The organism is Sphingosinicella sp. (assembly GCF_041916975.1).
GTDB lineage: Bacteria > Pseudomonadota > Alphaproteobacteria > Sphingomonadales > Sphingomonadaceae > Sphingosinicella.
On record NZ_JAYRYK010000001.1, the window covers coordinates 714,092 to 739,065 of the forward strand.

General features: G+C 65.4%; 24 protein-coding genes and 1 pseudogene. 9 read left to right on the forward strand and 16 right to left on the reverse strand.

Annotation, left to right across the window (positions count from 1 at the left end; all coding sequences use genetic code 11):
• Positions 1-20: 20 nt before the first annotated feature.
• From purM to ACE3TJ_RS03385, 3 genes and pseudogenes are all read left to right on the forward strand, one after another.
• On the forward strand, positions 21-1,115 hold the full coding sequence (purM, locus tag ACE3TJ_RS03375) for a phosphoribosylformylglycinamidine cyclo-ligase (protein WP_374593842.1): 1,095 nt from the start codon (positions 21-23) through the stop codon (positions 1,113-1,115).
• Positions 1,105-2,044: pseudogene (purN, locus tag ACE3TJ_RS03380) on the forward strand (phosphoribosylglycinamide formyltransferase). Before purM ends, purN begins: the two are co-directional and overlap by 11 nt.
• Positions 2,034-2,639 (forward strand): hypothetical protein, encoded by a 606-nt coding sequence (locus ACE3TJ_RS03385; RefSeq protein ID WP_374593844.1) that lies wholly within the window; start codon positions 2,034-2,036, stop codon positions 2,637-2,639. The pseudogene purN and the gene ACE3TJ_RS03385 overlap by 11 nt, the downstream one beginning before the upstream one ends.
• Here ACE3TJ_RS03385 and ndk read toward each other — a convergent pair.
• The 3 genes from ndk to ACE3TJ_RS03400 all read right to left on the reverse strand — a co-directional run bounded on the left by ndk (position 2,636) and on the right by ACE3TJ_RS03400 (position 5,086).
• The gene (gene ndk, locus ACE3TJ_RS03390; protein ID WP_374593846.1) at positions 2,636-3,058 is read right to left on the reverse strand and encodes a nucleoside-diphosphate kinase; all 423 of its coding nucleotides are present in this window, start codon (positions 3,056-3,058) and stop codon (positions 2,636-2,638) included. The genes ACE3TJ_RS03385 and ndk overlap by 4 nt on opposite strands.
• Positions 3,059-3,143: 85 nt before the next feature.
• Positions 3,144-3,599 carry a DNA polymerase III subunit chi gene (locus ACE3TJ_RS03395; RefSeq protein ID WP_374593848.1) on the reverse strand — a complete coding sequence of 152 codons (456 nt, stop codon included), beginning with the start codon at positions 3,597-3,599 and terminating at the stop codon, positions 3,144-3,146.
• On the reverse strand, positions 3,596-5,086 hold the full coding sequence (locus ACE3TJ_RS03400) for a leucyl aminopeptidase (protein WP_374593850.1): 1,491 nt from the start codon (positions 5,084-5,086) through the stop codon (positions 3,596-3,598). Before ACE3TJ_RS03400 ends, ACE3TJ_RS03395 begins: the two co-directional genes overlap by 4 nt.
• Positions 5,087-5,238: 152 nt before the next feature.
• Between ACE3TJ_RS03400 and ACE3TJ_RS03405 the strand changes: the two genes are divergently transcribed.
• From ACE3TJ_RS03405 to rsmA, 4 genes are all read left to right on the forward strand, one after another.
• Positions 5,239-7,458, forward strand: a complete 2,220-nt coding sequence (locus ACE3TJ_RS03405) for an LPS-assembly protein LptD (protein WP_374593852.1) — start codon at positions 5,239-5,241, stop codon at positions 7,456-7,458.
• A 138-nt stretch (positions 7,459-7,596) separates the two neighbouring features.
• Positions 7,597-8,919: a peptidylprolyl isomerase gene (locus ACE3TJ_RS03410; protein ID WP_374593854.1), complete on the forward strand. Its 1,323-nt coding sequence runs from the start codon at positions 7,597-7,599 to the stop codon at positions 8,917-8,919.
• Between the two features lie 10 nt (positions 8,920-8,929).
• Positions 8,930-9,916, forward strand: coding sequence for a 4-hydroxythreonine-4-phosphate dehydrogenase PdxA (pdxA, locus tag ACE3TJ_RS03415; protein ID WP_374593856.1), 987 nt, complete (start codon positions 8,930-8,932; stop codon positions 9,914-9,916).
• Positions 9,909-10,760 (forward strand): 16S rRNA (adenine(1518)-N(6)/adenine(1519)-N(6))-dimethyltransferase RsmA, encoded by an 852-nt coding sequence (rsmA, locus tag ACE3TJ_RS03420; protein ID WP_374593858.1) that lies wholly within the window; start codon positions 9,909-9,911, stop codon positions 10,758-10,760. The genes pdxA and rsmA overlap by 8 nt, the downstream gene beginning before the upstream one ends.
• Here rsmA and ACE3TJ_RS03425 read toward each other — a convergent pair.
• The 9 genes from ACE3TJ_RS03425 to ACE3TJ_RS03465 form a co-directional block, all read right to left on the reverse strand.
• Entirely contained in the window at positions 10,753-11,253 is a 501-nt protein-coding gene (locus ACE3TJ_RS03425; protein WP_374593860.1) for a tetratricopeptide repeat protein, read from the reverse strand. The genes rsmA and ACE3TJ_RS03425 overlap by 8 nt on opposite strands.
• A 38-nt stretch (positions 11,254-11,291) precedes the next feature.
• The gene (locus tag ACE3TJ_RS03430; RefSeq protein ID WP_374593862.1) at positions 11,292-12,458 is read right to left on the reverse strand and encodes an RsmB/NOP family class I SAM-dependent RNA methyltransferase; all 1,167 of its coding nucleotides are present in this window, start codon (positions 12,456-12,458) and stop codon (positions 11,292-11,294) included.
• 9 nt (positions 12,459-12,467) lie between these two features.
• Positions 12,468-13,940: an IMP dehydrogenase gene (gene guaB / locus ACE3TJ_RS03435; protein WP_374593864.1), complete on the reverse strand. Its 1,473-nt coding sequence runs from the start codon at positions 13,938-13,940 to the stop codon at positions 12,468-12,470.
• Between the two features lie 62 nt (positions 13,941-14,002).
• Positions 14,003-15,547 (reverse strand): M28 family peptidase, encoded by a 1,545-nt coding sequence (locus ACE3TJ_RS03440; RefSeq protein WP_374593866.1) that lies wholly within the window; start codon positions 15,545-15,547, stop codon positions 14,003-14,005.
• 93 nt (positions 15,548-15,640) lie between these two features.
• Complete coding sequence (locus ACE3TJ_RS03445) at positions 15,641-16,063, reverse strand: flagellar biosynthesis repressor FlbT (protein ID WP_374593868.1); 423 nt, start codon at positions 16,061-16,063, stop codon at positions 15,641-15,643.
• Between the two features lie 65 nt (positions 16,064-16,128).
• Complete coding sequence (locus tag ACE3TJ_RS03450; protein WP_374593870.1) at positions 16,129-16,746, reverse strand: ATP-binding cassette domain-containing protein; 618 nt, start codon at positions 16,744-16,746, stop codon at positions 16,129-16,131.
• The gene (modB, locus tag ACE3TJ_RS03455; RefSeq protein WP_374593872.1) at positions 16,736-17,425 is read right to left on the reverse strand and encodes a molybdate ABC transporter permease subunit; all 690 of its coding nucleotides are present in this window, start codon (positions 17,423-17,425) and stop codon (positions 16,736-16,738) included. Before modB ends, ACE3TJ_RS03450 begins: the two co-directional genes overlap by 11 nt.
• Positions 17,425-18,192, reverse strand: coding sequence for a molybdate ABC transporter substrate-binding protein (modA, locus tag ACE3TJ_RS03460; protein ID WP_374593874.1), 768 nt, complete (start codon positions 18,190-18,192; stop codon positions 17,425-17,427). The genes modB and modA overlap by 1 nt, the downstream gene beginning before the upstream one ends.
• Before the next feature lie 95 nt (positions 18,193-18,287).
• Positions 18,288-19,571, reverse strand: a complete 1,284-nt coding sequence (locus tag ACE3TJ_RS03465; RefSeq protein WP_374593876.1) for a tetratricopeptide repeat protein — start codon at positions 19,569-19,571, stop codon at positions 18,288-18,290.
• Positions 19,572-19,788: 217 nt separating this feature from the next.
• Between ACE3TJ_RS03465 and ACE3TJ_RS03470 the strand changes: the two genes are divergently transcribed.
• The gene (locus ACE3TJ_RS03470; protein WP_374593878.1) at positions 19,789-20,430 is read left to right on the forward strand and encodes a lysoplasmalogenase family protein; all 642 of its coding nucleotides are present in this window, start codon (positions 19,789-19,791) and stop codon (positions 20,428-20,430) included.
• 263 nt (positions 20,431-20,693) lie between these two features.
• On the forward strand, positions 20,694-21,182 hold the full coding sequence (locus ACE3TJ_RS03475; protein ID WP_374593880.1) for a PaaI family thioesterase: 489 nt from the start codon (positions 20,694-20,696) through the stop codon (positions 21,180-21,182).
• 21 nt (positions 21,183-21,203) lie between these two features.
• Here ACE3TJ_RS03475 and ACE3TJ_RS03480 read toward each other — a convergent pair whose 3' ends face one another.
• The 4 genes from ACE3TJ_RS03480 to ACE3TJ_RS03495 form a co-directional block, all read right to left on the reverse strand.
• Positions 21,204-21,542: a DUF952 domain-containing protein gene (locus ACE3TJ_RS03480; RefSeq protein WP_374593882.1), complete on the reverse strand. Its 339-nt coding sequence runs from the start codon at positions 21,540-21,542 to the stop codon at positions 21,204-21,206.
• Positions 21,539-24,190, reverse strand: coding sequence for a DNA gyrase subunit A (gyrA, locus tag ACE3TJ_RS03485; RefSeq protein ID WP_374599293.1), 2,652 nt, complete (start codon positions 24,188-24,190; stop codon positions 21,539-21,541). Before gyrA ends, ACE3TJ_RS03480 begins: the two co-directional genes overlap by 4 nt.
• Before the next feature lie 160 nt (positions 24,191-24,350).
• A complete protein-coding gene (locus tag ACE3TJ_RS03490) occupies positions 24,351-24,725 on the reverse strand; it encodes a type II toxin-antitoxin system death-on-curing family toxin (protein ID WP_374593884.1) in 375 nt (124 codons plus the stop codon).
• Positions 24,722-24,952 (reverse strand): hypothetical protein, encoded by a 231-nt coding sequence (locus ACE3TJ_RS03495; protein ID WP_374593886.1) that lies wholly within the window; start codon positions 24,950-24,952, stop codon positions 24,722-24,724. Before ACE3TJ_RS03495 ends, ACE3TJ_RS03490 begins: the two co-directional genes overlap by 4 nt.
• Between the last annotated feature and the right edge of the window lie 22 nt (positions 24,953-24,974).

The following is a 24,974-nucleotide window of genomic DNA, read 5'->3' on the forward strand; positions in this document are numbered from 1 at the left end:
TTCGGCGCTATGGCCGCGCGATGACCACGGGCAAATCGTACAGCTACGCCGACGCAGGCGTCTCCATCGCCGCCGGAAACACCTTCGTGAAGGCGATCTCCTCGCTGGTGAAGGCGACGGCGCGTCCCGGCGCGGACGCCGAAATCGGCGGCTTCGGCGCGTTCTTCGATCCGAAGGCCGCCGGGTTCAACGATCCGCTGCTCGTTGCGGCGACCGACGGTGTCGGCACCAAGCTGAAACTCGCCATCGATACAGGTAAGCACGACACAGTCGGCATCGATCTTGTCGCGATGTGCGTGAACGACCTCGTCGTGCAGGGCGCCGAGCCCTTGTTTTTCCTCGATTATTTCGCGACCGGAAAGCTGGAGCAAGGCGTCGCTTCGGCTGTCGTTGCCGGTATCGCCGAAGGCTGCCGCATCGCCGGCTGCGCGCTCATCGGCGGCGAGACCGCCGAGATGCCGGGCATGTACGGCGCTGGCGACTACGACCTCGCCGGCTTTTCCGTAGGCGCCGTCGAACGCGGCCAGCAGCTGACCGGCGAGCGCGTCGCGCACGGCGACGTGCTGCTCGGCATCGCATCCTCAGGCTTCCATTCGAACGGCTATTCGCTCGTCCGCCGCATCGTTACCGACAAGGGCCACGCGCTGGACGCCCCCGCCCCGTTCGACACATCGCGCCCTCTCGGCGAAGCGCTCCTCACGCCCACGCGCATCTATGTGAAGCCGCTGCTCCCGGAAATCCGCGCGGGCCGCATCAAGGCGCTCGCGCACATCACCGGCGGAGGGCTCCTCGAAAACGTGCCGCGCGTGCTGCCGAAGGGCGCACACGCCCGCATCGACACGGCTGCATGGGCGCTTCCGCCTGCGTTCGCGTGGCTCCAGCATGAAGGCAACATCGCCGCCGGAGAAATGGCGCGCACGTTCAACTGCGGCATCGGCATGGTCGCGGTGGTTGCATCGGCGGACGTCGAAGCGACGCTCGGCGCACTCGCTGCTGCCGGGGAAACCGCATACGTGATCGGTGCGATCGATGCGGGGGAAACCGGCTGCACTGTCGTCGGCGACGCAGAAACGTGGGGCAGCCGCGAGGCTTGGGAAGCCGTGCATGTCGCCTAAACTCCGCGTCGGGGTGATGATCTCCGGCCGCGGCAGCAACATGGCTTCGATCCTTGCCGCCGCCGAGGCGCAGGACTGCCCATACGAGGTCGTCCTCGTCGCTTCCAACAACCCCGAAGCGGCCGGCCTCAGCTTCGCGGATGAGCGCGGCGTGGCCATTTGGGCACATGATCATCGCGGCATGAAGCGCGCCGAGTTCGACAGGCTGATCGATGCGGCGCTGCGTGCCGCGAACGTCGAAATGATCGCGCTTGCGGGCTATATGCGGCTGCTTTCGCCCGAATTCGTCGAATCCTGGAAGGGTCGCATCCTCAACATCCACCCTTCGCTGCTCCCCAAATACAAGGGGCTCGACACGCACGCCCGCGCGATCGAAGCTGGCGATGCCGAGGCCGGCTGTTCGGTGCACATCGTGACGCCGGAGCTGGACGACGGCCCTGTGGTGGCGCAGGCGCGCGTTCCCGTGCTTGCGGAGGACACGCCGGAAACGCTTGCAGAGCGCGTGCTGAAAGAGGAACATCGCCTGTATCCCGCAGCGCTTGCGAAGTGTGCCGCCGATGTCCTCCAATCCCGAAGCCCTGCTTGAAGCCGTCCGCGCGCGGGCACTCGCCCTGCCCGCCGCCGCCGAAAAACTCTCGCACGGCGCGCCCGGTTTCTACGTCGAGAAAGGCAAGTTCTTCGCCTATTTCAGCGACGATCACCACGGCTGCGGCATCACCGCGCTGCTGGTGAAGACGAGCGGCCTTGAAGAACAGGCCATGCTGATCGAGGCCGACCCCGATCTTTACTACCGCCCGCCCTATCTCGGCCCCTACGGCTGGATCGGCATCCGGCTCGACGAGGGTGAGCCGGACTGGGACCACGTAAACGACTGGCTCATGAAAAGCTGGCGCCTGTCCGCGCCAAGGAAACTCGCCGATGTCTTCTGACGTACCGGAAATCCCCGAAACGCACGCCGAGAAAGCCGCCGAAACTGCCCGCATCCGTCGCCGCTGGCTCTCGCTCGGCGAAACCGTGGCCGTGATCGCCGTCGTGATCTCGGCGCTCACGCTGTGGAACAACTACGACGAGCGCAAATCGGCGGAGGAGGAACGACGGGCGGAGAAAGCCTCGCCCCGGCCGAAATCGATCGGGCTGATCGCAATCGATGCAGGCGGTGCCGGCCTTGCCTTCAAGGCGGCGGACTGCGCCCTGCAAAGCACAGATATCCTTTTCCCGAGCGCGCTGGGCGTCGGGCCGGAAAGCACCGTTCTCGATCATCGCATCGAAGCGGACTGGTTCGAAAGCGCGCTCTTGAAGGCGGTGGACAAGGACGCGCGAGACGGGCGCCTGCCGGTCGTGATCGCCAGCCGGTGCGAAGCGGCCGATGGCCCGCGCACCGAAACCGCCATCTACGACATCGTGTACCACATTGAGCCGCGCGTCATTCTCGGCCGCACGGTCAAGCTTCGCGGGCTCGTGCGCCGCGAAAGCGTGGCGGGCGACGATGCCGCCGCCCGCCTCGACAGACTCTGGAGTCTTTAGCCGACGATTTCTTCAGGCGTGAAGAAAAAGGCGATCTCGATGTTCGCGTTTTCAAGGCTGTCGGAGCCGTGCACCGTGTTCGCCTCGATCGATTCCGCGAGCGCCTTGCGGATGGTGCCCTCATCGGCGTTCGCCGGGTTCGTGGCGCCCATCACTTCGCGGTTCTTCGCGACGGCGTCTTCGCCTTCGAGAACCTGCACGACGACCGGGCCCGAGGTCATGAACGAGACGAGATCGCCGAAGAACGGACGCTCGCGGTGCACGCCGTAGAAGCCTTCGGCCTGTTCCTTCGTCATGTGGATGCGCTTCGAAGCGACGACGCGGAGGCCCGCCTCTTCCAGCATCTTGGTGACGGCGCCGGTGAGATTGCGACGCGTCGCGTCGGGCTTGATGATCGAAAAAGTACGCTGCAGCGCCATGGGAGGTCTCCAGATAGGGCTTGTTGTGTCGTTTCAGGAAGTCGCGCGCCCAATATCCGGGCGCGGGTCCGATTGCAAGCCGCGCCTACCCCGCCTTCTGCCAGCCGCCCTTCTCGCTTTGGGTCCAGTAGACCGGCTGGACACCCTCGCGCGCCTTCAGGGCCCGCCAATGCGCGCGCGCTGCTGTGAGCGAGTCCTCGTCGTTGCCATCGAAGAGGTAGAGCACGCGCGCGAACACTGCCGGGTCGCCGGGTAGTTTTCCGCCCACCGAAATCAGCAGATCGGCACCATTCGCGGGCGCGAAATCATCGGACAGCAGTACGGGCTGAACCGCCGGATTGTCGCGCCCGTGCGGCAGGAAGCTGCCGGGATCGTAGGTCCACAGGTGGCTGTCCAGCGCATCGAGTTCGTTGCCGTGCGAGGCGTGGACGAGCACACGGTGCCCGGCTTCGATCGCCTTGCCCGCAAGGACGGGCACGACGTCGAACGGCCGCGACCGCGTGCAGTGATAGAAGCCAACCGGTGTGAGCGCGTCGCTCACGCTTCCAGCGTATCCTCAACGAAACGGTCGAGCAGACGCACGCCATAGCCGGTGGCGCCCTTCTCCCATGTCGCGCCGGCCTTCGCAGACCACGCCATGCCCGCGATATCGAGGTGCGCCCACTTCACGCCGTCGTTCACGAAGCGGCCGATGAACTGCGCAGCCGTGATCGAGCCCGCATCACGCGAGCCCACGTTCTTCATGTCGGCGATCGGCGAGTCGATCATCTTGTCGTAGGCGCTGCCGAGCGGGAAGCGCCACAGCTTGTCGCCCGTCGCGATGCCCGCAGTGACGAGTTGCTTCGCAAGCTCGTCACTGTTCGAGAAGAGGCCCGCATATTCGTGGCCAAGGCTGATGATGATCGCGCCGGTCAGCGTCGCGAGATCGACGATGACCTCCGGGTTGAAACGCTTCTGCACCCACGTGATCGCGTCGCAGAGCACCAGGCGGCCTTCGGCGTCGGTGTTGATCACCTCGACCGTCTGGCCCGACATCGTCGTCACGACGTCGCCGGGGCGCTGGGCGTTGCCGTCCGGCATATTCTCCACAAGGCCGCAGATGCCGACGACGCGCGCCTTGGCGCGGCGCAGCGCAAGCGCCTTCATCGCGCCCGCAACCGCGCCCGCGCCGCCCATGTCCCACTTCATGTCTTCCATGCCCGCGGCGGGTTTGATCGAGATGCCGCCGGTGTCGAAGGTCACGCCCTTGCCCACAAACACCGTGGATGTCTTCGCCTTGCCGTTCGTGCCGTCCCACTCCATCACGAGCAGGCGCGGCGGCTTCGCCGAGCCCTGCGCGACGCCGAGCAGCGCGCCCATTCCCGCCGCCCGCATCTCGCTTTCGTCCAGCACCTCGATCTTGATACCGAGGTCGGCGAGCGGACGGCAGCGCTCCACGAAGCTTTCCGGGTAGATGACGTTTCCGGGCTCGGTGACGAGGCTGCGCGTGAAGCCCACAGCCTCGACGAGCGGTTCGAGCCGCGCCCATTCCTGCCCTGCGCTACCGGCGTTGGCGATGGCGATTTCGGTGAGCGTCGGCTTCTGCTTTTCGGGCAGCTTGGTGCGGTACTTGTCGAACCGCCACGCGCGGAGCGATGCGCCGAGCGCGAGATGCGCGGCGGCCTTCGGGGTATCGAGTGCGAGATCGCTGAGCCCGCCGAAATCGACCGTCGCCTTCGTTTCGCCCGAGGTCAACAGCCGCGCGGCGAGCGCGCCACCGATCCGCTCGAATATGGCAGCGTCAGCATGACCGGGCTTGCCCGTGCCGACCACGAGGACGCGCGAGGCATCGGTACCCGAGGGTGCCAGCAGCTCCACGATCTGCGCGACGTCGCCTTCGAACCGCGCCGTCTTCACAGCATTGGCGACCGCACCGCCAAGCGCTGCGTCGAGCGCCTGCGCCGCCCCCGAAAGCACCGCGTCCTTCGCAGCGAAAACCACTAGGGCCGTGCCCGGCGTGTGCGACGTAACCCCGAACTCGATGCGCATCGGAAGGACTCTCCCTAGAAGAAAAAACGATCGGGGGCGTTCTAGCCGTCCGGCAGGCGGACCGCAATTCACGGCGTATCGACGGGCGCTGCTTGCCGCCGCGGGTGCGCCGCGGGTAAGAGGCGCTATCCGCCTGTCCGGGGAGCGCTTTCTTGTCCCGTTGCCTTGCCGCCTTTCTGCTGTCCACCGCGCTCGCGGGATTCGCTGCGCCTACGCTGGCGCAGACGGAAGGCGCTACCGACGTGGATGCCGGTCCGGTGCTGAAACCGGGCGACGCGATCGAGTTCGCTGCGGACACTATGCAGTATGACGATGACACGCAGCTGGTGACGGCGCGCGGCAACGTCGTCGTCACGCGCGACGGCTACCGCCTCACCGCGAACGAGGTCGAATACGACCGCAAGACCGGCAAGGTCGAGGCGCGCGGCGCTGTGAAAGTGATCGATCCCGAGGGCAACGAAGCCTTCGGCGAACGCGTCGAGCTGGACGAATCGCTGCGCGACGGCGCGGTCGAGAACATCCTCCTCGTACTTCGGGACGGCGGACGGCTTGCCGCCCATGACGGCCGCCGCGACGACGGTCGCACCACGGTGAACCGCGCCGTCTATTCGCCCTGCGACATCATCGGCGAAAACGGCTGCCCCAAGGAGCCGCTGTGGCAGGTGAAGGCGCTTCGCGTGCGCCACGATCCCGATCGCAAGCGTGTCTACTACAAGGATGCGAGCCTCGAATTCCTCGGCATCCCGATCTTCTACACGCCGAGCCTGTCGCATCCGGACGGGCCGGGCCGCAACGCGACCGGCATCCTCGTCCCGTCCGTCACCATCGACCGGTCGCTAGGCGTCTCGGTTGAACTGCCATACTTTCTGAGCTTTTCCGACCATAACGACCTCACCATCGCCCCGATCCTCTACACGGAGGTCAACCCGGCGCTCTCGGTGGAATACCGGCACCAAACCGCATCGGGCCCGCTGCGTTTCGGTGGTATCGGTACCTATTCGTCGGAACTGGACTTCCCCGACCCCGCGGGAACCGGCATCCCGAACAAGCAGTTCCGCGGTTACGTCTACGGCAACGGCCGCCTCCAGCATGGCCGCGACTGGCGCTCGACCTTCGGCCTTCGCCTCGCCACAGACGACACGTTCCTGCGCCGCTACGACATCTCGCGCGACGACACGTTGCGGAATTTCTACCAGCTCGAGCGCTTCGGTGTGGAGAGCTACTTCGCGATCGAAGGCTGGGCTTTCCAGGGCCTTCGGCAGACGGACGTCGCGGGGCTGACCCCGATCGCGCTGCCGCTGATCAATTACATGTGGTCGCCCAGCGAGACGATCGGCGGCGGCCGACTGAAGCTGGCGGCGGATACGGCGGCGGTCACGCGCACCGACGGTATGGACACGCAGCGCGCCTCGGCCTCTGCGGAATGGAAGCGCAGCGCGATCACGCCGTGGGGACAGCGTGTGACAGCGACCGCCCTTGTCCGCGGCGACATCTATCACATCACAGACAGCGCCTTCGCCGAGCTGCCGATCTACGCCGGGCGCGACGGCTGGGAGGGACGCATCCTGCCCGCCGCCGCACTCGATATCGAATGGCCGCTCGCCGGCCCCGCCTTCGGCGGCACGCAAACGCTGACGCCGCGCGTGCAGTTCTCCGTCTCGCCGAGCGATGTGAACGACGACATCCCCAACGAGGATTCACGCGCCGTCGATCTCGACGATACAAACCTCTTCGACTTGAACCGCTTCCCAGGCGCGGACCGATGGGAAGGCGGGCAGCGCGTGACCTACGGTGCCACATGGCGGCTCGACCGCCCGCGCTGGCAGATCGAAAGCGAATTCGGTCAAAGCTACCGCTTTGACGACACACCGGCGACATTTCCGCAGGGCACAGGCCTTTCAGGCAACTTCTCCGACTTCGTCGGCCGCAACACGCTGCGCATCGGCAGCGGCTTCGACGTGACGCACCGCTTCCGCCTCGACAAGACCAGCTTAAAGCTGCGCCGCAACGAGATCGACGTGACAGTGGGCAACAAGCGGACCTACGCGACGGTCGGCTACGTGAAGCTCGACCGCGATATCGACATCGAGGACCTCGAAGACCGTGAGGAACTGCGCGCCGGCGGCCGTGTCAGCTTCGCGCGCTACTGGTCGGTGATCGGCTCGGTGATCCTCGACCTCACTTCGCGCGCCGAAGATCCGCTCAACACCTCCGACGGGTTCGAGATGGTACGCCACCGGCTCGGCATCGCCTATCAGGACGAGTGCTTCGAGTTCGGTGTCACGTGGCGACGCGACTATGTGGAAGACCGCGACTTCCGGCGCGGCAACGCCTTCCTCTTCTCGATCAGCCTCAAGAACCTTGGCCGCTAATCGGCGGTTCAGCCGCGGGGGACTAGCCCTGCTGCCAAGCGTAAACGATACGCTGACATTCATGTCCGCGCGTGCTAGGCGGCATGACCTGAGAGGCTACAAGACCGCTTCGGCGCCGCCGGGACGGGGGAGAGATTGATGAGGTTTTCGACGCTGCGCTGGCTTGCTGCCAGTGTCGCAGTTCTTGCTGCAGGGTCAACATTGGCCCAGAATTCCCCGCTCGCGGGCCTCTCCGATCCGGATATCGAGATTCTCGGCCAGCCTGTCGATCCAACGATCCGCAAGGCGACCGCAATCGTCAACGGTGACGTCATCACCGATACCGATATCGACCAGCGCCTCAATCTCGTGCTTGCCGCGAACCAGGGTCAGATTTCCGATGATGAGCGCGTGCGCTTGCGGCTGCAGGTGGTTCGCAACCTGATCGACGAAAAGCTGCAGATCCAGGAAGCGACCGGGCAGGAAGTCACGATCTCGCAAGACGAAGTCGATCAGGCATTTACCCGTGTCGCCTCCAACTTCCGCATGAGTGTGGACCAGTTCGACGCATTTCTGAAAACGCGGGGCACATCGCAGAATTCGCTGAAGCAGCAGATTCACGCCGAACTCGCATGGAGCCGCCTGCTGCGGCGCAAGGTCGAACCGTTCGTGAACGTCGGTGACGACGAGGTGCAGGCGCTGATCGACCGCCTCAATGCCTCCAAGGGCAAAGAGGAATTTCGGATCGCCGAAATCTTCCTGACCGCGACTGCGGAAAACGCGGAGCAGGTTAGGGAGAACGCACAGCGCATCGTCGATCAGGTGCGGCAGGGCGGCTCGTTCATCGCCTATGCGCGGCAGTTTTCCGAAGCCTCGACGGCAGCGGTGGGCGGCGATCTCGGCTGGGTGCGCCCGGCGCAGCTTTCGCCCGAACTCGCACCCGTGGTCGAAAGCCTGCCGCGCGGTGACGTTTCCAATCCCATCCAGATTCCCGGCGGCTTCGCGATTATCGCACTCGTCGACAAGCGGCAGGTGCTTGCGGCCGATCCCAAGGACGCAGTGCTCGCCGTGAAGCAGATCACGGTGCCGCTGGCGGCTGATGCGACACAGCAGCAGGCGGCCGGAATCGTGCAGCGACTGCAGGCAGGCACGCAGGGCATGGGCGGCGGCGGCGGCGCCGCGGCGCTGGCCGAGAGCTTCGGCGGCAACGTTGTCGCCAACGACCAGGTTCGGCTCGGCGATCTGCCACCACAGCTTCAGCAGATCATGGAACCGATGCAGATTGGCCAGAGCACGCCGCCCTTCGGCACCCGAGAGGACGGCATCCGTGTGCTGGTGCTCTGCGGCCGCGAAGACCCGCCCGCCGCCGGGGCGCCGTCGTTCGACCAGCTTTACGCGCAGATGGAAGAAAGCAAGGTCGCCATGGCGGCCCGCCGCTACCTGCGCGACCTTCGCCGCGACGCCGTTATCGACTATCGGTGATCCGGGCCAGATGATTCCACCGATCGCCGTCACGCTTGGGGACCCCGCAGGTATCGGTCCTGAGATTATCGGGCGGTGCTGGGAACAACGCGAAGCGCTCGGACTTCCGCCCTTCTTCGGGATCGGCAATCGCGATTCGCTCGCGGGGGTCTGGAAAGGTGAGGTCTGCCAGATCGAGCACCCCGAGGATGTCGGCACCTGCTGCGACGCGCTGCCGCTGATCGAGGTCGCTGACAGCGAGGTGGTCGAGCCCGGCAAGCCAACGCTGATCGGCGCACGCTGCGCGCTCGATGCGCTCGAAATCGCCACCGGCCTCACCCGCAGTGGCGCGGCAGGCGCACTCGTCACGGGGCCGGTTTCGAAGGCACAGCTTCAGGCGATCGGCTTCACGCATCCCGGGCAAACGGAATTCGTGGGCGAACGCTGCGGCGTGTTCGCGGCAAACCTCGCGATGATGCTGGTCGGACCGACGCTCCGCACCGTGCCCGTCACCATCCACATCGCGCTCGCCGATGTGCCGCAGCGGCTCACCACCGACCTCATCGTCAGCCGCGGGCGGGCGGCGGCGAAGGGACTGGCGCGGAATTTCGGTATTCAGAATCCGCGCCTCGCCGTTGCCGGGCTCAATCCGCACGCGGGCGAAAGCGGGCTCCTCGGGCGCGAGGAAATCGATGTGATCGCTCCCGCGATCGCCGAACTCCGCGCCGAGGGCATCGACGCGTTCGGGCCGCTTTCCGCTGACGCGATGTTCCATGAACATGCCCGCAAGAGCTATGACGCCGCGCTCTGCATGTATCACGATCAGGCACTGGTGCCGCTGAAGACCCTGCACTTCGATGAAGGCGTGAACCTGACGCTCGGCCTGCCGATCGTCCGCACCGCACCCGACCATGGCACCGCGTTCGACATCGCCGGCAAGGGGATCGCGAGCCATCGCGCCATGGCAGCCGCGATCAGAACAGCGCACGCCTGCGCCGTGCACCGCGCGATTGACTGACACCCTGCCGCCCGGTCTCGCCGCGCTGCCGCCGCTGCGTGAGGTAATCGCGCGGCACGGCCTTACGGCGAAAAAGGCGTTCGGACAGAATTTCCTGTTCGATTCCAACCTTCTCGACAAGATAGCCCGCGTTCCGGGCCCGCTCTCCGGCGCGCGCGTCTACGAGGTCGGCCCCGGCCCCGGCGGGCTCACGCGGGCCCTGTTGCGCGCCGGGGGACTCGTGACAGCGGTGGAGATGGACAGCCGCTGCCTCCCCGCGCTTGCCGAACTCGGCGAGGCTGCGGAAAGGCGCCTCACCGTGATCGAGGGCGATGCTATGCGGATCGATGAGCCTGCAGTGCTCGGCGGCCCGGCGCACATCGTCGCAAACCTGCCCTACAACGTCGGCACAGCGCTGCTCATTCGCTGGCTCACGGCCGATCCGTGGCCGCCGTGGTGGCTGAGCCTCAGCCTGATGTTCCAGAAGGAAGTTGCTGAGCGCATCGTCGCGGCGCCGGATACCGACGCTTACGGGCGCCTGTCGGTCCTCGCGCAGTGGCGTTCGCGGCCACGCATCGCACTGTCGCTGCCGCCGCGCGCCTTCATTCCACCGCCCAAGGTGGATTCGGCGGTGGTCCACATCGTGCCGTCCGCCGCGCCGGAAGGCGTGCCGGTGAATGCGGTGGAACGGGTGACGGCGGCAGCGTTCGGCCAGCGCCGCAAGATGCTCCGCGCCAGTCTTAAGGCACTGCCCGGCGGGCTCGAAGCGCTTGCAGAAAGCGGCATCGACGGCGCACGGCGCGCGGAAACGCTTTCGGTTGATGAGTTTGTGGCGCTCGCGCGCTGCTGGTCTGCTCTTAGTTAATCTTGGGCGCGGGCTTCTCAGCGGCCGCCGTTACCGTCGCCGGAGGCCCCTTCTCGATCGTCGCCGCAAGCGTCACCGCATTCTGGCATTCGCTCTGGCAGAGTTTACGGATGCGCTCCAGATTGCCCTTCGCAAGCGCCACGGCACCACGCGCCATGTACGCCTCGCCCTGTTCCGACAGCGCGGTGAGGTCGTTGGGATCGATGGCGAGCGCTTCGCGGTAAAACTTGACGGCGCGGCCGGGGAGACCGAGCTGGTCGTAGGAGCGCGCAATGCCGATGTAGGCGCGTGTGTTGCGGGGATCCACGGCAAGCGCAGTTTCGAACTGATCGATCGCGGCCTGCGCCTTGTGGCCATTGAGGAGCGCTTCGCCGCTGCGCGTCAGCTGCATCGAAAGCGGTGCGATGCTCGGCTCCGCCGTCTTGCAATACGCAACGCTCGAGGCCGTGGCGATGGCGACAGCGATACCGGCGAGCATGATCCTGGACTGCATGAACACTTCCCTCAACGTCACTCCCCCTAAGGCCCGCTTTAGCATGACTTTTCATAACCTGCGATGAAGAAACCATCGGTTTCGTCGCGGTCGGGGCGCAGAATTTGCGCGCCGCCACCATCAAGAGCCAGGTCCGGATACCTCCTGCTCAGGGCCTCTGCCTGAAGCCGTCCTTCCTCGGGAAGCAGCGAGCACACCGCATAGACCAGCCTGCCACCCGGCTTCAGCAAGCGCGCGCCAAGATCGGCGAGATGGGCCTGGAGTGCTGTGAGCCGCGCTAGCCGCTGCGGCGTAAGCCGCCAACGCGCCTCCGGGTTGCGGCGCCACGTGCCCGTACCGCTGCACGGCGCATCGATGAGCACTACGTCGGCGGCACCGAAGAGGTCGCCAAGCGCGTCGGCCTCGCGGCCCGGATCAAGGAGACGTGTTTCGATGTTCACAGCGCCTGCGCGCGCCGCGCGGGGACCAAGGCGTGAAAGCCGCGAACGATCGGCGTCGCAGGCGATGAGGCGGCCCCGGTTTTCCATGTCCGCCGCAAGGGCGAGCGTCTTTCCGCCCGCGCCCGCGCAGAGATCGACGACTGTCATCTCCGGCTGCGCACGGCAGGCGGCGGCGATAAGCTGACTGCCCTCGTCCTGCACCTCGACGCGGCCATCGGCATAGACGGGCAGGTCCTCGACATTGAGAGCCTCCACCATGCGGAGGCCGTCTTGCGCGTGCACGGTCGGCACGGCGCCCGGAATGAGCGGTAACACCGCACTACGCGTTGTTTTCAAACGGTTGACCCGCAGGTCGAGTGGTGCGCGTTCGGCGAGCGCGGCGAGCAGCGTCTCCGCATCGGCATATTCAGCAGCGAACTTCGCGGCGAGCCATTCGGGCGCGAGTCCTAGTGCGGCGGCCGGCTCCCCTTCAGCGACAGCCACCGGACCGCGCGGGTCCGTGCCGAACAGTGCAAGCAGCGCCGGGGCTTCCGCGCGGGCATAACCGATCATCGCGGCGCGGCCGTTTTCCGGCCGTTCACCGAGCGCGCGGATGACTTGGTAGACAAGGTCGCGGACGGCGCGTCGGTCCTTTGAACCCGCATATCTGCGTGTCTTGAAGTAGCGCTGGATGAGCGTATCCGCTGCCGCGCCGCCACCGGCAGCGGCGTCGATGATCTCGTCCAGCAGCACAATTGCCGCCTCGACGCGCGCGGCAGGCGTCACTGGCTTGCCTTACCGGGTCGGGTAATTGGGCGCCTCACGCGTGATCGTCACGTCGTGGACGTGGCTTTCGCGCAGGCCCGCATTGGTGATCCGTACGAAACGCGCGCGCTTCTGCAGGTCAGCGATCGTGCGCGCGCCCGTATAGCCCATCGCTGCCTTGAGACCGCCGGCGAGCTGGTGGATGATGTCCTTCGCCGGTCCCTTGTAGGGCACCTGACCTTCGATGCCTTCGGGCACCAGCTTCATCTGGTCCTTGATATCCTGCTGGAAATAGCGGTCCGCCGAACCGCGTGCCATCGCCGCGACCGAGCCCATGCCGCGATACGCCTTATAGGTGCGGCCCTGATACAGGAACGTCTCGCCCGGCGCCTCCTGCGTGCCCGCCAGCAGCGAGCCGACCATGACGGCGGAAGCGCCCCCCGCGATCGCCTTGGCGATGTCGCCCGAAGTGCGCAAACCGCCGTCCGCGATCACCGGAACACCCGATTTCATGGCTTCCTCGGCGGCATCCTGAATCGCCGTGAACTGCGGCACGCCGACACCCGCGACAACGCGTGTGGTGCAGATCGAGCCCGGCCCGATGCCGACCTTGATGCCGTCCGCTCCCGCGTCGATCAGCGCGCGCGTCGCTTCCGCCGTCGCGACGTTGCCCGCGATGATCTGGACGGTGTTCGAAAGCTTGCGGATGCGGCTCACCGCCTCGGCGACACGCACCGAATGGCCGTGCGCCGTGTCCACGACGATGAGGTCGCAATCGGCATCGATCAACGCCTCGGTGCGCTCGAAACCGGCGTCGCCCGTCGTCGTCGCCGCAGCGACGCGAAGGCGGCCCGCGGCGTCCTTGGTCGCCGTCGGGAAGGTGACGGCCTTCTCGATGTCCTTCACGGTGATGAGGCCGATGCAGCGATAGGCATCGTCCACCACGAGCAGTTTCTCGATGCGGCGTTGGTGAAGGAGCCGCCGTGCCTCGTCATGCGTCACACCGGGGCGGACGGTGGCGAGGTTGTCCTTCGTCATCAGTTCGCTGATCGGCTGTTCGGGATGCTCGGCGAAGCGGACGTCGCGGTTGGTGACGATACCGATTAGCTTGCCGGGCTGGCCGCTCGGGCTGCGCTCGACAACCGGGATGCCGCTGATCCGGTGGCGCTTCATCAGGTCGAGCGCCTCACCAAGCGTCTCGTCCGCGTGCATCGTCACCGGGTTCACCACCATACCCGATTCGAAGCGCTTCACCTGACGCACGGCCTGCGCCTGCTCCTCGATCGTCAGGTTGCGATGCAAGACACCAAGCCCGCCGACCTGCGCCATCACGATCGCCATGTCGGCCTCGGTCACCGTATCCATCGCCGAGGAAAGTATCGGAACATTCAGGGAAATTTCGCGCGTCACGCGCGTCGAGAGATCGGTCTCGCTCGGCAGAACCTCGGACTCTCCGGGCACCAGCAGGACATCATCGAAAGTGAGTCCGAGCCGGATGTCCATGCCGTTTTCCTTGTTGCCGATTTTCGAGGTGGCGGGCTTATGCCATCGGTTTCCGGGAATTGCTACGGTCGCCGCTGATATGGCGACGATTTCGTCCATGTGGGCCATTCACGGCTGTTCGCGAGCCCCTGACCAACATCGAGCAGGAGGTTCATGTCGGCCGCCGCGCCGCGATAATCGATCGGCAGCGTCACCGCGTCCGAGGGCTGGTGATAATGCTTGCCCATGTAATCGCCGAACCCGCTGCCCGCAAAGATGCCCGTTGCGATGACGGCGGGCACGCCGACCTCCGCAAAGGCGAAATGGTCGGAACGCGCGTAGAAACTCTGGACATCGGGCATCGCCATGATCCGGCGGCCTTGGGCCTTCGCAGTATCGGCGAGCCGCGTGTCGAGACTGGTGAGCCCCTGCCCCAGCACGATGACATCGTCGGACGGGCCGTTCGCGGCAATGGTATCAAGGCCGAACGCCGCGACCATCCGCTCTGCATCGACTGGGCCTGACGTCGCAAAGTGCTTGCCGCCGAGCAGCCCACTTTCCTCGGCGGTCGTAGCGAGGAACAGCACGGAGCGCTCGGGACGCCTACCCTTCGCAAACGCCTCTGCAAGTTCGATGAGGCCGCCGACACCGCTCGCATTGTCGACCGCCCCGTTGCAGATCGTGTCGACACCGGTTCCGCAGTGACCGAGGTGATCCCAGTGGGCGAGATAGACGATGTATTCGTTCGGGTGCTTAAGACCCCGGAGCACGCCAGCCAGATTGTATGAAGTGAATCGCGTGACTCGGTTTTCGGCGGAAAGAGCACCGGAACCGAGCGTTCTCAGTTTGAAACCCGCCGTCGTAGCTTCTGCTTTCAGTGCCGAGAGGTCTGTGCCGAGGCCCCGCGCCAAAGCGCTTCCGGCTTCATGGCCAACGACGGCATAGAGGGGAGCTCTGCCCTCTGCCGGTGTGTCGATCCGCATTTCGGCCCGGCCCGCAGCGATGCGCGCGCCTTGCCAAGTTTCGTCCTCCGGTGGCGCATCGTAAAGGAGAATGGCTCCGGCGGCGCCGGCACGTGCGGCGTTCTCGAGCTTGGTAGCGCGCGCAGATTGCCGGTGCATGGCTTCCGACGGCTCGACGGCTCCATCGGGGAGGCCCGCGAAGATCAGCGCGATCTTGCCGTTGAGGTCGAGTCCCGCGAAGTCGTCGCGTCCCAGTTCGGGGAGCACGATGCCATAACCGGCGAACACGATGTCGCCCTTCGCAGCGGCGCTCGCCTGCGTCACCGGCGCGCGAACCATCGCCGTTTCGCCGTTTTCTACGATCACGGATCCTACCGAAATGCTGCCGACAGTCGCCTCAGATTTCAGCAAGGGCACGGGCAGACGGTAGCTTTGCTTCGAAATCGGCAGTAACCCCGCACCACGAAACGCCGTTTCGATATAAGCGAGCGTCTTCACCTCGCCCGCCGTTCCAGGTGCGCGGCCTTCATAGGCGTCCGACGCCAGTTCCGTGACGTGCGCGGCTATGCCTTCGGGCATGACGACGGGCACATCGCGCGTACCGGTCGCGCACGCTGCGAGCAGAAGAAGGGCCGGAAGCCAAAGAGAAAATCGGGATATGGGCATGTATGCGACGCTAGAGGCCGCGTTCCTGCCTGCCAAGCCTTCGCCGGCACGCTTTCCATGATCGCATGACGGGCGTCGACGGACGCCGAGCTATTATGCCCGGTTTTGCAGCCGCTGCTCGGCGTCGATATCGCCGAGGATCAGCGTTTCATACGCGATGAGTTCGCGGCATCCCGTGAGCGCACGGTAATATTCGCGGTTCATCATCGCGAGGCTGACCTGCGCGCAGATAAGCCGAACACGCGGGTTTTCCACGACGTCCATGAACGCATCCATGTGCTCGCTGAAGCGCGGATAGTGGCTGTCCGCCGCGTCCGCATCGAGATAGGAGAGCATACAGACGAAATACAGGCGCGTCGCCGGTGTGCGCGCTTCGTCCTCGCGGATGACATCGCTGTCGCGAAGCACCCCGGCCTGATTATCGACTGTCAGCACCGCGTGCCGATCGCCATTGACGATGACGGCACCGTTGATGGCGAATTTTTCGCCCGGATCGAGCGACAGTTTAAAAGTCACGGCCAGTTCCCCCTGGAAATCAGCCGCAATCTACTTTCATATTGGAAAGAACTTCTTAACAGACATCAGCCGATCTCGATGATCTGCGTCGCAAGCCGCTCCACCTCGCGCTCGTCGTGTGTGACATAAAGGATAGGCAACTTAAGCGTATCGCGGATGCGTTCGATGACGTGGAGCACCTCCTCGCGGCGCGCGCGATCGAGGAACGACAGAGGTTCGTCCAGCAGCAGCGCGCGCGGCCCCGAAAGCAGAGCGCGGCCGATGGCGACACGGCGCGCTTCGCCGCCCGAAAGCCCCTTTGGCCACCGATCGAGCAGGTGCGCGATGTCGAGCAGCCGAACCGTGTCGTCATAGTCCATCCAGCGGTCCTCCGGCCGCGCGAGGCGGTGACCGTAGAGCAGGTTCTCGCGCACTCGCAGGTGCGGGAAAAGCCGGGAATCCTGGAACACATAACCCAGCCGGCGACGCTCTGGCGGGACATTGACAGCTGGGGCATCGAACAGCGTCTCCCTGCCGATACGGACATGGCCGCGCTCGGGTGTGAGCAGGCCGGCCACCATGTTCAGCACCGATGTCTTGCCTGCGCCAGACGGGCCGAAGAGCACCACGAGCCCGCTTCCTGAAAAGTTGGCGGATACCTGCGTCTCGCCGACGCGGCGCATAACGTCGACGTCAAAGGACATGGCGCCCCCTTGCGGCACGGCGCGCCAGGATTTCGGAGATGACGAGCGCCGCCAGCGACAGTGCGATGGCGATGGCGGCGAGGCGAAGCACCTGCCCCTCCCCGCCCGGAAGCTGAAGAGCACTATAAATGGCGAGCGGCAGGGTTTGCGTCTGGCCCGGCACATTCGACACGAAAGTGATCGTTGCGCCGAACTCGCCAATCGAGCGCGCAAAGCCAAGCACCGAGGCGACAAGCACGCCGGGGACGGCTAGCGGCAGCGTGACCGAGAAGAACACACGCGACCGGCTTGCACCGAGCGTGCGCGCAGCACTTTCGAGGCCGCGATCGACGTTTTCGATCGAGAGCCTCAGCGCCCGTACCATCAGCGGCAGTGCCATCACCGCAGCAGCGATTGCGGCACCGGTCCAGCGGAACATTACCGTCATGCCGAACCAGTCTTCCAGCCATGCGCCGACCGGGCCGTTCCGTCCGAACGCAAGCAGCAGCAGCCAGCCGGTGACGACCGGGGGGAGCACGAGCGGCAAGTGCACGAGGCCGTCGAGCAGCACCTTGCCGGGGAAGGTCGCGCGGGCGAGCAGCCACGCGAACGCGAAGGCGATGGGCAGCGTGACCAGCACGGCCGTGATACCGACCTTGAGCGTCAGCAGCAGGATCTCAAGCTCGGCGGGCGAGAGCATCAGGGTGCGGAAAAGCCGTGCCGGGCGAAAATGGCCCGGGCCTGACGCGAGCCGAGAAATGCGAGGAAGGCCGCGGCGTCCTTCGCCTTTGCCGTCTTCAGCCGTGCGGCGGGATAACGGATCGGCGGATGGCTCCATGCCGGGAACACGCCGACCACGCGGACCTTGCGCGACGCGGCGGCATCGGTCGTGTAGACGATGCCGAGCGGCGCCTCGCCGCGTTCAACGAGTGCAAGTGCGGCGCGGACGTTCTCCGACCTGACGACGCGCGGCTCGACCGCGGACCAAACACCGAGCGCTTCGAGCGCGGCACGGCCGTAGCGCCCCGCGGGAACGCCCGCGGGATCGGCCATCGCCAGCCGCCCGGTGCCGAGTGCGCGGGCGAGCGGGAAACCCTTGGCGATCCTGAGTGTGGTGGACGAATCCGAAGGCGCGATCAGGACCAGCCGGTTGCCCGCGATGACCCGGCGGCTGCCGGATGCAAGGAGGCTCCGCTTTTCGAGATGGTCCATCCACGCCTCATCGGCCGAGATGAAGAGATCGGCGGGGGCGCCTGCCTCGATCTGCCGCGCGAGGGCCGAGGAGCCGGCGAACGAGAGCACGGGGCGCGGATGGCGCTGCTTCGCCCAGGCGTCCGCCGCTTCCCCCAGCGCTTCCTGCAGCGAGGCGGCGGCGAGGACGACGGGGGGCGCGCCTTGCGCCCGTGCCGGGAGGGCGCCGAGCAGGGCGAGCAAGACGAGGGAGACGATGCGGGCTGCGTGGATCATTTTGCTGTATTCCGGCTTATATAGCCCCGACCGCCGCCGCAAACAAAAAGGGCGGCGCCGAGGCACCGCCCTTTTCGAAGCTGTCCGCAGGTGGATCAGTTCACGGTCGATGCCGTCTGCGTTCCACCCTTGCTGTTCAGGTGCGCGAGCCAGAACTTCGCGATATCGGCGCGCTTGCCGCTCTGCACCGTGTTGAAGGCCGTCTCCGCGCCGGCCTTGTCGCCGCTGCGAGCGAGCGCGATGCCGATGCGGGTGTTGACCTCGGCCGCATCGACGCCGCCCTTCTGCAGCGCCAGCCAGTACAGCTCGGCCGCCTTGGCGTTCTCGCCATAGCCGAGGTAACCGTCCGCCGTGGCCTTCGCCATGCGGCCGGTCTTGTCGGCACGCGCTTCCTTCTCGAGGCCCGGCAGCGAAGCGCGGTCGCTCTTCACCTTCGGCGTGACGATGTTCACCAGCTCTTTCACGTAAGCCTTGCTCGTGGAGAGCGCGCCCTTCGCGGTGCCCGCATCGATAACGCTCTTGGCTTCGCCCGCGAGGCCGCGCTTGTCGGCGGTTTCGGCATATTCGAAATAGTCGCGTTCGCCGGTGAGCGCGTTCGTGTCGTGCATCAGGCGCATGACATCGAGGTTGCCCTGATCGTCGAGACCCGACGTTTCGCGGAAGATCACCAGCACATCGCGCCAGTTCGTCGGCGAGGGATAGGCCTGCACGAGCGCGAGCGACGCCGGAAGCACCTGGTTCGCAAGCTTGCCGTCGTAGGCGAGCGCGAGCGCGCGCTTGTACCAGCTTTCCTCGACGGGCTGGCCCGCCGCCTGCTTCGCCTTGATCGCCTTGTCGATCGTGGCGACAGCCTCCGGCGTGCGGCCGGCGCGGTTATACATCTCGCCGAGACCGACGACGATATCGGCATCGTTCGGATGCTCGGCCGCCATCGCTTCATACACCTTGATCGCGCCCGGCACGTCGTTCTTCTGCACCGCGAGCGCGGCGAGGCTGCGCTGGAACTTCAGCTTTTCCTCCGGCGTGGTGCTGCCGCTGTCGATCGAGCCCTGCAGGCCCTCCGCAAGCATCGCATTGTCCTGCTTCGCAAGCGCCACGTTGATCTTGAGCGCGTTCGCCATGTACTTGTCGTCCGGCGTCTCCGCGAGAGCTTCAGCTTCGCGGATCTTCAAGAGCGCCGTATCGTTGTCGCCCTTCTGCTGCGCTGCCTGCGCTTCGCCGAGCGCCTTCTGCGCCTTCTTGGAGAACTTGAACTTGCGCTGCTCGGGGCCCGCTTCCTTCTTGTCCTTCTCCTTGGCGATCGCGGGCGCAACCATGGCGCCGCTCGCAATGCCGAGTGCAAGCGCGAAGCCGAGCGCCGTGCGTGAAACCATCTTCATCCGTCCAGTCTCCCCAGTGCAAGTTCCCGGAAATCGCCGGGAAAAGCCGAATATGCCGCCGCAGCATGTCGCGCCCGTGACGGTCTGCGTCAAGCCTTGATGCGATGCATGGATGGCACAGCCATGGTGAACCGCGCTTGAACCTCGTTCAGGCGTGTAAGCGCGCGATAATCTGCTAAATCCATAGCACGACTCGATCCCCGGGGGTGATCCTGCCATGGCTCAACGCATCGCGCTTCCCGCAAGCCTCGCCGCAATCGCTGCGGCGGCCTACTTCCTCGCCATGAACGCGGGGCTGCCGTTCGCGGCGCACGTCGCGCTGAAAGGCGCCTGCCTCACGATCCTCGCCATCGCCGCCGCTACGGCCGCGCGCCGCACCGACGGCTGGCTGTTCGCGGGCGTCATGGCCTTCGGCGCGCTAGGCGACATGCTGCTCGAATTCGACCTGATGATCGGCGCGGCGGCGTTCGCCGCAGGGCATGTGGTCGCGATCTGGCTCTACCTTCGCAACCGGCGGGCCGGACCGATGCCCATCAGCCAGCGCGGGGCGGCGCTCGCGCTGCTGCTCTCGGCCCCTTTCCTCTACCTAATCGCGGGACCGGCCGCAAACGCGGGGATCGCACTCTACAGTTTCCTGCTCGCAGCGATGGCAGCGGCCGCGTGGACGAGCCGCTTCCCGCGCTACCGGACGGGCATCGGCGCGATCCTGTTCCTCGCCTCCGACGCCTTCATCTTCGCACGCCTTGGCGGTCGCATGGCCCCGGATCAGGCGACCCTCTTCATCTGGCCGCTCTATACGGCGGGGCAAATCCTGATTTTCGTGGGCGTTCGGCAGAAGCTGGAGGCTGAGGGGAGGTAGGACACGTTGCAGGAAGCGTTTAGCCGGAAGGCAGTCAGAAAGGCCGAAGTGAAGGTGGAGTTTGGGCCATGTTGCTTCTGCGCGCAGCCCATCGAGGCAACTTCTACCGATCCAGTTTCAATAACGGCCACAGCCGCCAACGATAAGTGGCAGGTCTGGTCGGCCCACGGCGACTGTTTCAAAAAATTGCTGACGAACCCGCCAGAGGCGACCGGTCTCTTTGACCCTGCCCATTTCTAGTTGGCTTGCGATATGAGGGCCGTATGAATCCCTCGACCAATCACGCGCCGCTCCAGCTCCGGCTTTCGCAAGAACAGGTTACGGCCTTCCTTCACGACGCCTTTCCTGCCGAGGTCCGCGCCAAGCTGGGCACGGTGGACATGCTGTCGCTCAACCATCTGAGGATGCGGCTCGACCCCGACGAGTCTATGTTGAGGTCCGGCGGCATCGTTTCCGGGCCGACGCTGATGGGGCTGGTGGACGTCGCGGCCTACGCCATCATCGCGGCGCACCATGGACCGGAAGCCATGGCCGTGACGAACGCGCTCAACATCAACTTCCTGCGCTCCTGCAAATTTCAGACGATCTTTGCCGATGCGCGCCTTTTGAAACTGGGACGACGGCTCGCGACCGTTGATGTTCGTATATGGCAAGACAGCAAAGATGACATCATCGCACAATCGACTGTGGGGTATGCACTGCCGCAACAGTCCACCCCATCATCTCCGAAAAATTGCCGACCAGAAAATTGAATTACACTTCAGGTTTATCTTCTAACGTAGCTCATTTCTTTCCACCACTTCCCCCGTCACCCTTAGCGCCTGCACGCGAATGACGGCGGAGAGCGGCAGCGGCCCATACACATGCGGAAACAACTGCCCTCCGCGCGACGGCTCCCACTTCACGCCGTCCAACTTGATGAGATCGACTTCGGCGAGCACGAGATCATCCCGGCCCGCGAAGTGCTTGGCCGCCGTTTCTGCAACCTGATCGGGTGCGGAGAGGTGGATGTAGCCGTCGGCGAGGTCCACGGGCGCACCCGCGAATGCCCCCTCGCCTTTCAGCCTCTCCCACTCCTCGCGGGTGAGGATCTTGTAGGCGGTGGGGCTCATTCCGTGGCGGGAGCGGCTTCTGCTTCCTCGGCGCCTTCGCCTTCGCCCTCGCCTTCACCTTCGTCCTCGCCGTCGGTTTCGATCTTGGCGGCGGAGACGACGTGTTCGTTGTCGGCGACGTTGAACAGGCGCACGCCGGCGCTGTTGCGGCCGATGACGCGGAGCGTATCGAGGCCGAGGCGGATCATCTTCGCCTGATCGGTGACGAGCATGAGCTGCTCGCCGTCGTGCGCCGGGAAGCTCGCCACGACGGGGCCGTTGCGGGCGATGTTGTCGATGTTGCCGATGCCCTGCCCGCCGCGGCCCGTGCGGCGGTATTCGTAGGCGGACGTGCGCTTGCCGTAGCCGTTCGCACAGACGGTGAGGATGAACTCCTCGGCAGCCTTGAATTCCGCCATGCGCTCGGCGGGCAGCGTCGGCTCGTTCTCGTTGTCCTTCCACGGTGCGGCGCGGAGGTAAGCCTCGCGCTCGTCCGGGGTCGCCGCGAAGCCGCGCAGGATGGAGAGCGAGATCACCTCGTCATCGCCCTTCAGCGTCATGCCTCGCACGCCCGTAGACGTCCGGCTCTGGAACTCGCGCACGTCGGTCGCGGAGAAGCGGATCGCCTTGCCCTGCCGGGTGGCGAGCAGAACATCGTCGTCCTCCGTGAGCAGCGCGACGCCGATGAGGCGATCATCGCTGTCCTCGTCGAAACGCATGGCGATCTTGCCGTTCGAGGGCACGTTCGTGAACGCATCCATCGAGTTGCGGCGCACGGTGCCCTTCGCGGTGGCGAACATCACGTGGAGCTTGCCCCACTCCGCCTCGTCTTCCGGGAGCGGCAGCACGGTGGAGATGACTTCGCCGTCCGCCAGCGGCAGCAGGTTCGCCATCGCCCGGCCCCGCGCCTGCGGCGCGCCTTCGGGGAGCTTCCACACCTTCATGCGGTAGACCTTGCCGGCGGTGGAGAAGAACAGCACGGGCGTATGGGTCAGCGTTACGAACAGGTTCGTGATCGCGTCCTCATCCTTCGTGTTCATGCCGGAGCGGCCCTTGCCGCCGCGCCGCTGCGCGCGGAAGCTATCGAGCGGCGTGCGCTTGATATAGCCGCCCATCGTGACGGTGACGACCATCTCCTCGCGCTCGATGAGGTCTTCATCATCGATATCGTCGAGGTAGGGCACGATTTCGGTGCGCCGGGGTGTCGCGTAGCCTTCCGAGACGGCGACGAGTTCCTCGCGCATCACGGCGTAGAGCTTCGCGCGGTCGCCGAGGATGGCGAGCAGCTCGGCGATCGAAATCGCGAGTTCCTTGAGTTCGGCGCCGATCTCGTCGCGGCCGAGCTGGGTAAGGCGGTGCAGGCGGAGGTCCAGAATGGCGCGGACCTGCGTCTCGCTCATCTTGTAGGTGTCGCCGTAGACGGCGTCTTCCACGGCCTCGACAAGCTCCAGATAGGGCCGGATCTCGCCGATCGCCCATTCGCGCGCCATCAGGGTTTCGCGCGCTTCGGCGGGGTTGGAGCTGCCGCGGATGATGCGCACGACCTCATCGAGGTTCGACACGGCGACGACGAGGCCGAGCAGGATGTGGGCGCGGTCGCGCGCCTTGTTCAGCTCGAACTTCGAGCGGCGGGTGATCACTTCCTCGCGGAAGGTGATGAACGCCGCGATGATGTCGCGGAGGTTCAGGAGCTCCGGGCGGCCGCCGCGGATCGCCAGCATGTTGAAGGCGAAGCTCGTTTGCGCGGGAGTGAAGCGGTAGACCTGGTTCAGCACCACTTCCGGGGTTGCATCGCGCTTCAGCTCGATGACGACGCGCACGCCTTCGCGGTTCGATTCGTCGCGGATGTCCGAGACACCCTCGATGCGCTTGTCCTTCACCGCCTCGGCGATTTTCTCGACGAGGCCGGCCTTGCCGACCTGGAACGGAATTTCGGTGAGGACGATCTGGCGGCGGTCGCCGCGCCGATCCTCGATGACGCTGCGCGCGCGCATGATCACCGAGCCGCGCCCGGTGGTGTAGGCGCTGAGCAGGCCGCCCTTGCCCATCACCATCGCGCCGGTCGGGAAGTCCGGCGCCGGCACGAACTCCATCAGCTCCTCGACCGTGATCGCCGGATTGTCGATGAACGCCACCGCCGCCGCCACGACCTCGCCGAGGTTGTGCGGCGGAATGTTGGTCGCCATGCCGACCGCGATGCCGCCCGCGCCGTTCACCAGCAGGTTTGGGAAGCGCGCCGGAAGCACCGAAGGCTCGCTTTCGGAGCCGTCGTAGTTCGGGACGAAATCGACCGTATCCTTGTCGAGATCGGTCAGCAGCTCGTCGGTGACCTTGGCGAGGCGCGATTCGGTGTAGCGCATCGCGGCGGCAGCATCCGGGTCCATCGAGCCGAAGTTGCCCTGACCGTCGATCAGCGGCACGCGCATCGACCAATCCTGCGCCATGCGGACCAAGGCGTCGTAGATCGCGCTGTCGCCGTGCGGGTGGTATTTACCCATCACGTCGCCGACGATGCGGGCCGACTTGCGATACGGCTTGTTCGACGTGAAGCCGTTTTCGTAGGCGGTGTAGAGAATACGGCGGTGGACGGGCTTCAAACCGTCGCGAACATCAGGCAGCGCACGCGCCACGATCACGCTCATCGCGTAATCGAGATAGCTCGTCTTCATCTCCTCGACGATGGAGATGGGGCGGATATCGGACGGCTCGGCGCCGCTGGTCTCTGGGGCGTCCACTCGGTTTCCTGTACGCTCTCGGGGATTTGTTCTTGGTATGCCGTTAGGTCTCTACATGCGCGCGCGCGTGAAGGCCAGCGTTACGATTGGGTGACTATCCGAGCTCCACGCGGGCGCGCAGCCACACCACGAGCTCTTCGAAGCGGAACGTGCCTGTTTCGTAGAGCCCGCTGATGAACCGGAAGGTTTCATCCGCTTCAGCGTTCAAATTCGCGCCGTTGATCGCGAGGAATGTATACATTGCCGCGAAAGCCGTGCGCTTGTTTCCATCGACGAAGGGATGGTTCTGCGCCATGCTTTCCCACAAGGCTGCAGCCTCCTCGATCAGATCGGCGTAATAGCCGGTCTGCGGACGAAACAGCGCCGCTTCGAGCAAACCGGGATCGCGGAGCCCATGCGCACCGCCATACCGCTCGACCTGATCCTGATGCATCGCCAGCACATCAGCCAGCCTCAGATAATCGGTCACTTGGCGAGATTCTTGTAGAGCTCGGCAAAGCGGGCATGGCTACCCTGATAGGCGGCCATTACGTGCGCGCGCGGCCTGGCGCGGTTATGCTTTTCGACGAGATCGGCCAGCGCTTCATCCACGAGCGCCTGAATCTGCCGCCCTTCGCGCTGCGCAAGCTCCCTCACCTCCGAAAGGATTTCGGTGTTGACCTGCGTGGCGAATTTTTCCCGAGGGATTGTCGACATGATCTTTCTCCGTCAGGAAGAT